Consider the following 14,159-nt stretch of genomic DNA (forward strand, 5'->3'; position numbering starts at 1 on the left):
GAGAAGGGCCCCGCCGATCCGCCTGCGCACTCGTCACACATCGCATCACGAAGACGCCCAGGGAGCCTGTGCAGTGAAGCAGACACGTATCGAGGACCTTCTGCCTTTGTCGCCGCTCCAGGAAGGGCTGCTCTTCCACGCGCAGTACTCCGAGGACGCGGACGCGCTCGACGTCTACACGGTGCAGCTGGCGGTGAGGATCCAGGGCCCGGTGGACGCCCCGGCGGTGCGCCGCGCGGCGGCCACCCTGATACGGCGGCATGCGAGCCTGCGCGCGGGATTCCGGCGTCGCACGACCGGCGACCCGATGCAGGTGATCCTCCGGGACCTCGAACTCCCGTTGACCGAGCTGGACTTCAGTGATGTCTCCGAGGAGGAGCAGCGGGCGAAGGTCCGGGAGTTCGCCGCCGGGGACCGCAAGCGGCGCTTCGACATGGAGCGGCCGCCGCTGCTGCGGGTCACCATGATCAAGGTCGCGGCCGACGCCTTCTGGCTGGTGCTCACCGCCCACCACATCCTGCTGGACGGCTGGTCCGCCCCGCTGGTGATGCAGGAGCTGTTCCAGCACTACCGCGCGGGCGGCGAGGACACCACCCTGCCGCCGGTCACCCCCTACCGCACCTATCTCGCCTGGCTGTCCCGGCAGGACAAGGCCGCGGCGAAGCGGGCCTGGCAGGAGGCGCTCGCGGGGGTGGACTCGGCCACGCTCCTGGTGCCCGACGCCGGCCCCGGAGCCGAGGTGCTGCCCGAGGACCTGGTCGCCGAGGTGCCCGCGGACCTCACCGCCCGGCTCGGCGAGCTCGCCCGCTCCGCCGGTGTCACCCTGAACACGCTGGTGCAGAGCGCCTGGGGCGTCCTGATCGGCCGGCTGACCGGCCGCGGCGATGTGGTGTTCGGCGCCACCGTCTCCGGGCGCCCGGCGGACATCCCCGGGGTGGAGTCCATGGTGGGGCTGTTCATCAACACCCTGCCGGTCCGGGTGCGGGTGGACCACGGCGCCCCCTGGACCGAGCTGCTGACGGCGGTCCAGCGACAGCAGGCCGCGCTGCTGGACCACCACCACCTGCCGCTGTCCGCCGTACAGGAGTCCACGCCGGTCACCGGTGAACTCTTCGACACCCTCGTCGTCTTCGAGAACTACCCGCTGGACTCCGACGGCATCACCGAGCCCATCGACGGGCCGCGGATCACCGACATCACCGGCCAGGACGCCACCCACTACGCGCTCACCCTGTTCCCGACCCCCGGCCCCACGCTGCGGCTGCGCCTGGGATACCGGCCCGATCTGTACCCGGCCGAGCGGGCGCGGGCCCTGCTGGACGGCTTCTGCCGGATGCTGGAGCGGATCGAGGCGGACCCGTCCCTTCCGGTGGGCCGCACCGAAGTGCTCGCGCCCGAACTGCTGCGCACCGTCCTGAACGGCTGGAACGAGCCCGACGCCGGAGCCCCGGACACCTCGGTGCCCGAACTGTTCGAGGCCGCGGTGGCCGCCGACCCGGCGGCGGTGGCCCTGGTCGCGGACGGGGCCGAGGTGTCCTACGGCGAGCTGGACGCCCGCGCCAACCGGCTGGCCCGGCTGCTGTCCGGGCTCGGCGTCGGCCCCGAGACGCGGGTGGCGGTGGCGCTGCCGCGCGGGGCGGACCTGGTGGCCACCCTGCTCGCGGTGGGGAAGACCGGCGGCGCGTACATCCCGCTGGACCCCGAATACCCGGCCGAGCGCGTCGAGTACATCATGACCGACGCCGCGCCCGCGGTGGTGGTGACCGACTCCTCGGTGACCTCGGTGCCCGCGGCCGGTGGCGCGACGCGGGTACTGCTGGACGACCCCGCGGTCCGCGACCGGCTGGCCGCCCTGTCCGGCGAGGCCCCGGGGCTCGCCCCGGTGGCGGGGGACCACCCCGCGTACACCATCTACACATCGGGTTCCACGGGCCGGCCCAAGGGCGTCGTGGTCACCCGGGACAACCTCACCAACTTCGTCCAGGACATGCGGGACCGGTTCGCCCTGCGGCCCGGGGACCGGCTGGCCGCGGTGACCACCATCGCCTTCGACATCGCGGGCCTGGAGCTGTACACCCCGCTGGTGTCCGGCGCCGGGGTGGTCCTGGCCACCCGGGACGAGGTGATCGACGTCCCCAGGCTGGCCGCGCTGCTGAAGAGCACCGGCGCCTCGGTCATGCAGGCGACCCCCACCCTGTGGCAGGCGCTGGTGTCCCAGCACCCCGAGGCGCTCTCCGGGCTGCGGGTGCTGGTCGGCGGCGAGGCGCTGCCCGCCGGGCTCGCCTCCCGGCTGTGCGAACTCGGCTCCGAGGTGACGAACCTCTACGGCCCCACCGAGACCACCATATGGTCGACCGCCGCCCGCCTCGCCGGGCCCGACGGCAGTGGGACGCCGAGCACCACACCGGGCGCACCGAGCACAACACCGGCCAGTGCGCCAGTGATCGGCAGGCCCATCGCGAGCACCCAGGTCTATGTCCTGGACGCCGGGCTGTCACCGGCCCCGCCCGGGGTCCTCGGCGACCTCTACATCGCCGGGCGGGGCGTGGCGCGCGGCTACGCGGGCCGTCCGGACCTGACCGCGGAGCGGTTCGTCGCCTGCCCCTTCGGCGCGCCCGGCACCCGGATGTACCGAACCGGTGACGTGGCCCGGTGGACGGACGACGGGGAGCTGGAGTTCGCCGGCCGCACCGACGACCAGGTCAAGGTGCGCGGCTTCCGCATCGAGCTGGGCGAGATCGAGACCGTGCTCGCCGAACTGCCCGAGGTCGCCCAGGCGGCGGTCGTGGCCCGCGAGGCCGGGTCGGGTGAGCAGCGGCTGGTGGCATACGTCGTCGCGGCCCCGGGCGCGGCGGTGCCGGTGCCCGCGCTGCGCCGGGCCGTCACCGCGCGGCTGCCGGAGTACATGATGCCCTCGGCGTTCATGGTGCTGGACGCGCTGCCGCTGACCCCCAACGGCAAGACCGACCGCAAGGCGCTGCCCGCGCCCGACTTCGGCGAGCTGTCCACCGGTGCCGCCCCGCGCACCCCGCAGGAGGAGATCCTGTGCGGGCTGTTCATGGAGACGCTGGACCTGGACGCGGTCGGCATCCACGACGACTTCTTCGAGCTGGGCGGGCATTCGCTGCACGCCACCCGGCTGGTCAGCCGGGCCCGGGCGGCCTTCGCCGTGGAGCTGCCGCTGCGGGTCCTGTGGGAGGCCCCCACGGTGGCCCGGCTGGCGGCCCGGCTGCGCGGCGCCGACGCGGCCCGGCCGCCGGTGCGCGCGGTGGAGCGGCCCGAGCGGATCCCGCTGTCCTACGCACAGCGCCGGCTGTGGTTCCTCAACCGGTTCGAGCACGGCGCCGCGGCCCACAACATCAGCATCGGCCTGCGGCTGAGGGGACGGCTGGACCAGGAGGCGCTGCGGGCGGCCGTCCGCGACGTCACGGCCCGGCACGAGACGCTGCGCACGATCTTCCCCGAGACCGACGGGGCGGCCCGGCAGCTGATCCTGAGCCCGGAGCGGGGGGCGACCGACCTGGTCGTCACCGCCGTGGACGAGCGGGACCTGGACACGGCGATCGCGGAGCAGGCGGCGCGCGACTTCGACCTGGCGACCGAGACTCCGCTGCGGGTGACCCTGTTCCGGATCGGCCCGGAGGACCACGTCCTGCTGCTGCTCCTCCACCACATCGCGGGCGACGGCTGGTCGGTCGGCCCGCTGGCCGGCGATCTCACCGCCGCCTATCTGGCCAGGGCACAGGGAGCGGCACCGGGCTGGGAGCCGCCGACCGCCCAGTACGCCGACTACACGATGTGGAACTACGAGGTGCTCGGCGAGGAGGACGATCCACAGAGCCCGGTCGCCCAGCAGCTCGACTTCTGGCGCAAGCGGCTGGAGGGCATCCCCGATGTGCTGGCGCTGCCGACGGACCGCCCGCGGCCCCCGGAGGCGGACTACACCGCCGAGACGGTCGAGATGGACATCTCCCCGGAGCTGCACCGGGCGCTGACCGTCGTCGCGCGGAAGACCGGGACCAGCCTCTTCATGGTGCTCCAGGCCGGTCTGGCCTCGCTGCTTTCGGCGCTCGGCGCGGGCTCCGACATCCCCATGGGCTCGCCGATCGCCGGGCGCAACGACAAGGCGCTCGAGGGGATGATCGGCTTCTTCGTCAACACGCTGGTGCTGCGCACCGACACCTCCGGCGCCCCGACCTTCCGGGAACTGCTGGACCGCGTCCGCGAGTACGATCTCGCCGCGTACGCCAACCAGGAGGTGCCCTTCGAGCGGCTGGTCGAGCTCCTCAACCCGGAGCGCTCGCTGGCCTGGCACCCGCTGTTCCAGATCTGGCTGAACGTGCAGAACGTCGAGGCCGCGGGCAGCGCCCCGGTCGGGCTGCCCGGGGTCGACGCCGAGGCGTATCCGGTGCCGGTGAACGCCACCCAGTTCGATCTCGCGTTCACCTTCAACGAGCGGACCACCGCCGACGGCGGCCCGAACGGTATGCAGGCGCTGGTCGACTTCCGGCTGGACCTCTTCGACCGGCGGACAGTCGTGGACCTCTTCGGCCGGCTGGAGCGGCTGCTGGAGCGGGTGGCCGCCGACCCCGGGCTGCGCGTACAGGAACTGTCCGTGCTGACCGAGGACGAGCGGACGATGCTCTCCCGCGTCAACGACACGGGCCGCCCCGACCTCGGCCGGGCCACCTTCCCCGAGCTGTTCGCCCGGCAGGTGGCGAAGCACCCCGACGCCCCCGCGGTGGCCTTCGAGGGCAGCGAGCTGTCCTACGCCGAACTCGACCGCCGGGCCAACCGGCTCGCCCACGTCCTGTGTGCCGAAGGCGCCGGCCCCGAGGGGTTCGTGGCCCTCGCGCTGCCCCGCTCGCAGGAGTGGCCGACCGCGGTGCTGGCGGTGCACAAGGCCGGCGCGGCCTATCTGCCGCTGGACCCGGCCTATCCCGCCGAGCGCCTGGCCTACATGCTCTCCGACGCCCGTCCCGGTGTGGTCGTCACCACCCGGGCCATCGCGGCCACCCTGCCGTCCACCGGCTCGGCCACGGTGCTGGTCCTCGACGACGAGGCCACGGCCGCCCGGGTCGCGGGCGCGCCGGACACCGCGCCGCAGGTGTGGGTGTCGGTGCGGCACCCCGCGTATGTGATCTACACCTCCGGGTCCACCGGCAGGCCCAAGGGCGTGGTGGTCTCGCACGCCGGTGTCGCCGCCCTGGCCACCGGCTACGCCGAGGCGCTGGGGCTGGGCCCGGGCAGCCGGGTGCTGCAGTTCGCCTCGCCGAGCTTCGACGCGGCGTTCGCCGAGCTGTGCCAGTCGCTGCCGGTCGGCGCGACCCTGGTGATGGCGCCGACCGAGCGCCTGGACCCGGGCGCCCCGCTGGCCGGGCTGCTCGCCGAGCAGCGCGTCACCCAGGCGACCATTCCGCCCGCCGCGCTCGGGGTGATGGGCGACGGCGAGGTGCCAGCGGGCACCACCCTGCTGGTCGCCGGTGAGGCGACCCCGCCGGAGCTGGCCGGCCGCTGGTCGGCCGGGCGGCGGATGGTCAACGCCTACGGCCCGACCGAGACCACGGTGTGTGCCACCATCAGCGCCCCGCTGTCCGGGGTGGCCGAGCCGCCCATCGGCACGCCGATCCCGAACACCCGGGTCCATGTGCTGGACGCCGAACTGCGGCCGGTGGCCACCGGCATGGCCGGTGAGCTCTACATCGCGGGCGACGGGCTCGCCCGCGGCTACCTCGGCCGCCCCGGCACCAGCGCCGAGCGCTTCGTCGCCGATCCGTCCGGCCCGGCCGGCAGCCGGATGTACCGCACCGGGGACCTGGCCAAGTGGACCCGCGACGGTGAGCTGATGTTCCTCGGCCGCGCCGATGAGCAGGTCAAGCTGCACGGCTTCCGGATCGAGCCCGGCGAGATCCGCTCCGTACTGCTGAGCCGCCCTTCGGTGGCGCAGGCGGAGGTGATGGTGCGTGAGGACCGCCCGGGGGACCAGCGGCTGGTGGCCTATGTGGTGCCCGAGACGGGTGCCGCACCGCTGGACGGCGCCGAGCTGCGCGCCCACGCGGCCACCGCGCTCCCGGACTACATGGTGCCCGCCGCGGTGGTGGTGCTCGACGCGCTGCCGCTGACCCCCAACGGCAAGACCGACCGCAAGGCGCTGCCCGAGCCGGAGTACGCGGGCGCCGCCGCCCCCACCGACGGGCCGCGCACCCCCCGGGAAGAGCTGCTGTGCTCGTTGTTCGCGGAGGTCCTCGGGCTGGAGCGGGTCGGCATCCACGACAGCTTCTTCGACACCGGCGGGGACAGCATCATGTCCATCCAGCTGGTCCGCCGGGCGCGTGACGCGGGCGTCAAGCTGACGCCGCGGGATGTGTTCGAGCACAAGACGGTGGCCGGCCTCGCCAAGGCCACAGCCGTCGAGGACGCTCCCGCGGGGGCCACCGCGGCCGAGCCCGTCGCGGCCTCAGCGGGGGTCGGCGACGTACCGCTGACGCCGATCATCCACTGGATGCGCGAGCGGGGCGGCCGCCCCGACCGGTTCAGCCAGACCAACATGATGATGGTCCCGGCCAACCTCGGCGAGCAGCGCCTGCGGTCCGGGTTGCAGACGGTGCTCGACCACCACGACGCGCTGCGGATGCGGCTGCGCCGCACCGGTGGCGTGGTGTGGAGCCTGGAGGTGCCCGAGCGCGGCGCGGTCCGGGCGGCGGACTGCCTGCGCCGGGTCGATCTGACCGGGCTGGACGAGGAGCGGGCCCGGGCCCGTATGGCGGAGGAGACCAAGGGCGCCTGGGACCGGCTCGACCCCGAGGCCGGGCTGATGCTCCAGGCCGTCTGGTTCGACGCCGGCCCGGACGTCGACGGCAGGCTGCTGCTCACCATCCACCACCTGGCGGTCGACGGTGTGTCCTGGCGCATCCTGCTGCCGGACCTGACCACGGCGTGGTCGCAGACGGACGGCGGCACCCCTGAACTCGACGCCGTCGGCACCTCGTTCCGGGAGTGGGCGCAGCGGCTCTCCGACGCCGCCCAGCGGCCGGAGCGGATCGAGGAGCTGAAGTTCTGGCTGGACACCCTCGCCGAGCCCGACCCGGCGCTCGCCGACCGGCCGCTCGACCCCGCGCGGGACATCACCGCGACGACCAAGCGGCTGATCCTCACGCTGCCCACCGAGCAGACCTCGGCCCTGCTCACCACCGTGCCCGCCGCGTTCCACGCCCGGATGAACGATGTCCTGCTGAGCGCGTTCGCGGCCGCCGTCACCCAGTGGCGCGCCCAGCGGGGCCACCAAGCCGGCCATCTCCTGGTCAACCTGGAAGGCCACGGCCGTGAAGAGCTCGACGAGGGCGTCGACCTGTCCCGGACCGTCGGCTGGTTCACCAGCCTGTTCCCGGTACGGCTCGACCCCGGCCCGCACGACTGGGCCGAGTACCGCGCGGGCGGTCCGGCGACCGGCCGGGTGCTCAAGCGGGTCAAGGAGCAACTGCACGCCCTGCCGGACAACGGGATCGGTTACGGTCTGCTGCGGTACCTCAACCCGCAGACCGCTCCGGTGCTGTCGCGGCTGACCGAGCCCCAGATCAGCTTCAACTACCTGGGCCGCTTCCCCGCCGCCGTGGCGACCGCGGAGGCCACCTTGGCCGAGGGGCCGGCCCCGGACGGCTTCGACCTCGACGGCGGCAGCGACCCCGAGCGCCCGCTCGCGCACACCGTCGACATCACCGCGATGACCCAGGACCTGCCGGACGGCCCTCGTCTGGTCGCCGATGTGTCCTGGGCGGGCGAGCTGCTGAGCGAGGACGAGGTCCGCGAGCTGGGCCAGAACTGGCTGACCGCGCTCACCGCCCTGGTCAGGCACGCCGAGCGGCCGGAGGCGGGCGGCTACAGCCCCTCCGACCTGACGCTGGTCCCGCTGACCCAGGACGAGATCGAGGCGGTCGAGTCCGCGGGAGCGGAGCGGTTGGAGGACGTCCTGCCGCTCACGCCGATGCAGGAGGGGCTGCTCTTCCACGCCCAGTTCGACGAGGACGAGCCCGACCTCTACACCGTGCAGCTCGGCATCGACCTCGCGGGCCCGCTGGACGCGGACAGGCTGCGCGGCGCCGCGCGGACCCTGCTGGGACGCCACGCCAACCTGCGCGCGGGCTTCCGCCAGCAGGGGCTGAGCCGACCCGTACAGGTGGTGGTCGGCGACCTCGAACTGCCCTGGACCGAGCTGGACTTCGGTCATCTGCCCGAGGCGGAGCGGGCTGCCCGGCTGGACGCGCTGATGGACGAGGACCGGGTGCGCCGGTTCGACCCCGAGCGGCCGCCGCTGCTGCGCTTCACCCTGATCCACATGGGCGACCGGCTGGCCCGGTTCCTGATGACCAATCACCATCTGCTGCTCGACGGCTGGTCGGGCCCCCTGCTGATGCGTGAGCTGTTCGCGCTGTACGAGGCGGACGGCGACGAGTCGGCGCTGCCGGACGTCACCCCGTACCGCGACTATCTCGCGTGGCTCGGCCGGCAGGACAAGCAGGCGGCACGCGAAGCATGGCGCACGGTGCTCTCCGGGGTGGACGGCGCGACGCTCATCGCGCCCGACAGCGACGGACGGACCGCCGAGGTCCCCGGCGACCTGCTCGTGGAACTCCCCGAACGCACCACCACGGATCTGACCGCGCTGGCCCGACGCCACGAGGTGACCCTGAACACGGTCGTGCAGGCGGCCTGGAGCGTGGTGCTGTCCGGGCTGACCGGCCGGACCGACGTGGTGTTCGGCGCGATCGTCTCCGGCCGCCCCGCGGACCTCCCGGGTGTGGAGACCATGGTCGGCCTGTTCATCAACACCGTCCCGGTCCGCGCCGAGCTGAAGCCGATCGACACCTGGACGACGCTGCTGGAGCGGCTGCGGGGCCAGCAGACGGCGGTGATGGACCACCACTACCTCGGCCTCCAGGACGTGCTGCGCCTGGTCGAGCCGGACACGCTGTTCGACACGATCGTGGTGACCGAGAACTATCCGCTGGAAGGCGACGGAATGCCCGCCGTCGAGGACGGTTTGCGCATCATCGGCACCTACGGCTCGGACGCCAACCACTACCCGATCAGTCTGGTGGCGATGCCGGGACGCGCCCTGCGGCTGCGTCTGGGCTACCGGTCGGACGTCGTGGACCGTGACGCCGTGGCGGCCATCGGCGACCGGCTGGTGCGGGCGTTCGACGCCATGATCGGCGCGCCGGGGCAGCCGGTGAACCGGGTCGATCTGCTGGCCACGGACGAACGCCGCACGCTGCTGGAGGAGTTCACCGCCACGGCCCGGCCCGCGCCCGGCGCCCTGGTGCCCGAGCGCTTCCAGGCCCAGGCCGCCCGTACCCCGGACGCCCCGGCGCTGCTGGCCGCGGACGGCACCCGGCTCAGCTACGCGCAGCTCGACGCGGCCGCCGACCGGCTGGCCGCCGAGCTGATCGGGGCCGGGGTGGGCCCCGAGCGGCTGGTGGCGCTGGCGCTGCCGCGCTCGGCGGACCTGGTGATCGCCGCCCTCGCGGTGCTCAAGGCGGGCGGCGGCTATCTGCCCGTGGACCCGGGCGACCCGGCCGACCGGCTGGCGCACGTCCTCACCGACGCGACTCCGGTGCTGGTGCTGACCCGCTCGGACATCGCGCCCGGCCTGCCGGAGACGGCGGCGCCGGTGCGGCTGCTGGACCAGCCGTCGGATGGGCCCGCGCCCGCCGTTCCCGCAGGTCAGCGATGGCATGCGCAGAGCCCCGCGTATGTGATCTACACCTCGGGGTCCACCGGGCGGCCCAAGGGCGTCGTGGTGGAGCACCGTTCGTTCGCCCAGTACCTCGACTACGCCGCCGAGGCGTATCCGTCGCTGGGCGAGCGGGCCCTGCTGCACTCGCCGGTCTCCTTCGACATGGCGGTCACCTCGCTGTTCGGCCCGCTGACGACCGGTGGCTGTGTGCATGTGGCGGAGCTGGAGCAGCCCGCGGAAGGGCGGGTCCGGCCCGCGTTCTGCAAGGTCACCCCGTCGCATCTGCCGTTGCTGGCAGGTGTGGACCCGGAGTGCTCCCCGACCCGTGAGCTGGTGATCGGCGGTGAGCAGCTACTGGGCGAGGCGCTGGCCCCCTGGCGCGCCGCCCACCCGGACGTGGCCGTGGTGAACGAGTACGGGCCCACCGAGGCCACCGTCGGCTGCGCGGTGCTGCGGCTGGAGCCGGGCGAGGAGACCCCGTCCGGCGCGGTGCCGATCGGCCGGCCCACTCCCAACACCCGGCTGTATGTGCTCGACGCGGGGCTGCGGCCCGCGCCGCGCGGCGCCGTCGGCGAGCTCTACATCGGCGGCGGCCAGCTCGCCCGCGGCTATCTGGGCCGGCCCGCTCTGACGGCGGCCCGGTTCGTGGCCGATCCGTTCGGCGCGCCGGGCGGCCGGCTGTACCGCACCGGCGACCTGGCGCGCTGGAACGCGGACGGGCAGCTGGAGTACCTGGGCCGGGTGGACGAGCAGGTCAAGATCCGCGGCTACCGCGTGGAACTCGGCGAGATCGAGGCCGCGCTGGCCCGGGACCCCGAGGTGGGCCAGGCCACGGTCGTGCTGCGCGGCGACGAGGGCGCGGGCAAGCGGCTGGCCGCCTATCTGGTGCCGGCGGCGGGCAGCGGGCTGGACACCGCCGCGGTGCGCGAGCGGCTGGCCGCGGCCGTACCGGACTACATGGTCCCGGCCGCGTTCATGGTGCTCGACGAGCTGCCGCTGAACGCCAACGGGAAGGTCGACCGCAAGGCGCTGCCCGCACCCGACTACAACCCCCGCGAGTGGAGCGGCCCGCGCACCCCGCAGGAGGAGATCCTGTGCGGGCTGTTCCGGGAGGCGCTGGGTCTTGACGTGGTGGGCGTCCACGACAGTTTCTTCGACCTGGGCGGCGACAGCATCATGTCGATGGGCCTGGTCAACCGGATCCGGTCGGCGTTCGGCGTGAAGCTCGGCATGCGGACGGTGCTGACCGCGCCCACCGTCGCCGAACTGGCCCAGAAGCTCGGCGGCGACGCGGAGCAGGACTCGCTGGATGTGCTGCTTCCGCTGCGCGAGCACGGCAGCCGCACCCCGCTGTTCTGTGTCCACCCCGCGGGCGGGCTGAGCTGGAGCTACTCGGCGCTGCTGCGGAGCGTGGACGCCGAGCATCCGGTCTACGGGCTGCAGTGCCGCGGACTGGGCGGTGAGGGGGACGCGCTCCCCGCGACCCTGGAGGAGATGGCGGCCGACTACGTCGCCCAGATCCGCCGGGTCCAGCCCACCGGACCGTACGCCCTGCTCGGCTGGTCGCTCGGTGGCACGGTCATCCACGCCATGGCGGCGCTGCTGCAGGCCGCGGGCGAGGAGGTGGCGCTGCTGGTCAACCTGGACGAGTACCCGCTCGACCGCTCCCAGCCGCTGCCCGACCGGCTGCCGGACGAACAGGACGCGCTGCGCGTGCTGCTGGACTTCGAGGGCTACGACGTGGACGCCCTGGGCGACGCGCGGCTCACGCACGGCCAGGTGGTGACCATGCTGCGGGATCGGCAGTCCGTGCTGGCCAGCCTGGACGAGGACAACGTGGCCGCCCTGGCCCGTGCCTTCGCCAACAACCGCCGGCTGTTCATGGCCTATGAACCGGTCCCCTACCGGGGCGACCTGCTGGTGCTGGTGGCCGAGGAGGACCCGTCGGTGCCCGCGGCCGACCTGGCCGGGCGCGCCGAGCGGTGGCGGCCCCATGTCGAGGGACGGATCGAGTACCGGCGGATCGGATGTGCCCACCCGTACCTGATGCGGCCCGAACCGGCCGCCGAGATCGGCCGCGTACTCAACGAGAAGCTCCGGGAACTCAAGTGACCCGATTGGTGGAGAGATGAGCGTGCAGACAGCGACGAGCCACGACGAGATACCGGAGGAGATCTCGGCCATCAACCTGGTCGATACCCGGACCTACCTCGAGCACGACATGGACGCGTACTGGCGCCGGCTGCGCGCCGACCACCCGCTGCACTGGCATCCGCCGGTCGACGGCACACCCGGCTTCTGGGTGGTCAGCCGCTACGCCGACGTGATGGCGCTCTACCGGGACAACCAGCGGCTCACCTCGGAGAAGGGCAACGTCCTGGTGACGCTGCTGGCGGGCGGCGACTCGGCCGCCGGCCAGATGCTGGCGGTGACCGACGGCCGGCGCCACAAGGACCTGCGCAACGTGATGCTCAAGGCGTTCTCGCCGCGAGCCCTGTCCAAGGTCGCGGAGCTGGTCCGGGTCAACGCCCGCCGGATGATCGCCGACGCGGTCCGCCGGGGGGAGGGGGACTTCGCGGCCGAGGTGGCCTCGGTGATCCCGCTGACCACCGTGGGCGGTCTGCTCGGGGTGCCGGTGAAGGACCACTCCTATCTGCTGGGCCTGACCAAGTCCTCGCTCAGCTCGGACGAGGCGGACCAGGCCCCGGAGGAGGCGTTCCTGGCGCGCAACGAGATCCTGCTGTACTTCAGCGACCTGGTCGCCGAGCGGCGCGCCGATCCGCAGGACGACGTGATCAGCACGCTCACCGCCAGTGAGATCGACGGCGTGCCGCTGACCGATCAGGACATCGTCTTCAACTGCTACAGCCTCATCCTGGGCGGCGATGAGACCAGCCGGCTCACGATGATCGACTCCCTCTACAGCCTCAGCCGTGAGCCGGAGCAGTGGAAGCGGCTCAAGGAGGGCTCGGTGACGCTGGAGTCGGCCACCGAGGAGGCGCTGCGCTGGGCCACCCCCGCGATGAACTTCGGCCGTACCGCGCTGGTCGACATCGAGATGGCCGGGGGGACCATCAAGGCGGGCGACGTGGTGACGCTGTGGAACACCTCGGCCAACCGCGACGAGTCGGTCTTCGATGACCCGTACGTCCTGGACCTCGGCCGTTCGCCGAACAAGCACATCACCTTCGGCTACGGTCCGCACTTCTGCCTCGGCGCCTATCTGGCGCGGGTGGAGGTGAAGGAGATGCTGGACGCGATGCGGACCTTCAGCGACGGTATCGAGCTCACCGGTGAGCCGCGCCGGATCCACTCCAATCTGATGACCGGGATGTCGACCCTGCCGGTCCGGTTCCGGCCGGACGAGGCGGGGCTGGCCACCGCCGACTCCTGAGTGCCGTTGCGACACCGGGCCGCCAGGTGCCTCCCCGCGGGAGCACCTGGCGGCCCGGTGTCAGTGGTGCAGCGCCCCGTCGGTTCAGCGCCCGTCCTCGTCCGGCGGGAACAGCGCGCTCGCGGGGCGGAACGCCATCACCATCTGCCCGATGGACACCACCGTGTCCCCGTCCACCACGCTCTCCCCCTCGAAGATCAGATGGTCACCGAGGGATCTGACGATCCTCGCCCGGTGCTCCAGCAGCACTCCGGGCATGACCGTGCGGTGCACCAGGACGTCGTTCATCGCGGCGAGCAGCATCATGCCCTCGGGCAGCTCACCGCTCAGCCGCGCCAGAATCCCGGCGGCCTGGCCCCATGACTCGATCACCAGAGCCGTCGGATAGCCGAGCTGTTCGGCGGGGGTGCCTTCGGCGAGCCGCGCGTACCACGGCTCATTGCAGGTGACGGCCTTCGTCGCGACGATCCGCTCGCCGGGGACGACGTCCAGCACCCGGTCCACGAGCAGCATGGGGCGGCGGCGCGGCAGCAGCCGGCGCACCCCGTCGAGTTCGATCACTGGTCCGCCTCCCCGGCGTAGCGCAACCGGGCGGAGGCCGCCGTGCCGCGCACGGTGCTCGCGGTGACCAGCCCGGTCCACGCGTCCTCGCCCGACCGCTGCCAGGTCAGCCGGACCGTCAGCTCCTCACCGGGGAAGACGGCGGACAGGAACCGCACCCGGTCCACCGCGCGCCAGTGCAGGCCCGGGGCGGGCAGATTGGCCTCGGCGCTCGCCCGCAGATACTCCAGGACGCACACCCCGGGCAGGACGGGGAAGTCCGGGCAGGGGGCCGCGAGCAACATCTCGAGACATGTGGTGTGGGTGACCTCGGCGGTCAACGCCATCGGGGCCCGCTCGCGGTGCTCGGCATCCTGCCGTCTGACGTTCATGGCTCACAGGGTGCCCTTGGTGAGGGGCGGCGCCTACATCGCCTCGAATAGTTCAAATCGGAAGCCCCGCTACGCCTCCCGGCCACGTACTCAATTCTTT

The 14,159-nt window shown here is 73.0% G+C and carries 4 protein-coding genes; 2 read left to right on the top strand and 2 right to left on the bottom strand.

Features of this window, described 5'->3' with window-relative positions; translation table 11 throughout:
• The first annotated feature begins 73 nt into the window (after positions 1–73).
• Both J5X86_RS04175 and J5X86_RS04180 read left to right on the top strand, forming a co-directional pair.
• The gene (locus tag J5X86_RS04175) at positions 74–11,845 is read left to right on the top strand and encodes a non-ribosomal peptide synthetase (protein WP_208515403.1); all 11,772 of its coding nucleotides are present in this window, start codon (positions 74–76) and stop codon (positions 11,843–11,845) included.
• 16 nt (positions 11,846–11,861) lie between these two features.
• On the top strand, positions 11,862–13,127 hold the full coding sequence (locus J5X86_RS04180; protein WP_208515404.1) for a cytochrome P450: 1,266 nt from the start codon (positions 11,862–11,864) through the stop codon (positions 13,125–13,127).
• Between the two features lie 84 nt (positions 13,128–13,211).
• Here J5X86_RS04180 and J5X86_RS04185 read toward each other — a convergent pair whose 3' ends face one another.
• Both J5X86_RS04185 and J5X86_RS04190 read right to left on the bottom strand, forming a co-directional pair.
• A complete protein-coding gene (locus tag J5X86_RS04185) occupies positions 13,212–13,688 on the bottom strand; it encodes a 3-hydroxyacyl-ACP dehydratase FabZ family protein (protein ID WP_208515405.1) in 477 nt (158 codons plus the stop codon).
• A complete protein-coding gene (locus J5X86_RS04190) occupies positions 13,685–14,059 on the bottom strand; it encodes a hypothetical protein (RefSeq protein WP_208515406.1) in 375 nt (124 codons plus the stop codon). The genes J5X86_RS04185 and J5X86_RS04190 overlap by 4 nt, the downstream gene beginning before the upstream one ends.
• Between the last annotated feature and the right edge of the window lie 100 nt (positions 14,060–14,159).

The sequence above is a fragment of the Streptomyces sp. NEAU-YJ-81 genome, assembly GCF_017592595.1.
GTDB lineage: Bacteria > Actinomycetota > Actinomycetes > Streptomycetales > Streptomycetaceae > Streptomyces > Streptomyces hygroscopicus_B.

Coding starts and splice junctions, on each gene's coding strand:
- J5X86_RS04190 (WP_208515406.1), bottom strand. CDS start 14,059: ATGAACGTCAGACGGCAGGATGCCGAGCACCGCGAGCGGGCCCCGATG.
- J5X86_RS04180 (WP_208515404.1), top strand. CDS start 11,862: ATGAGCGTGCAGACAGCGACGAGCCACGACGAGATACCGGAGGAGATC.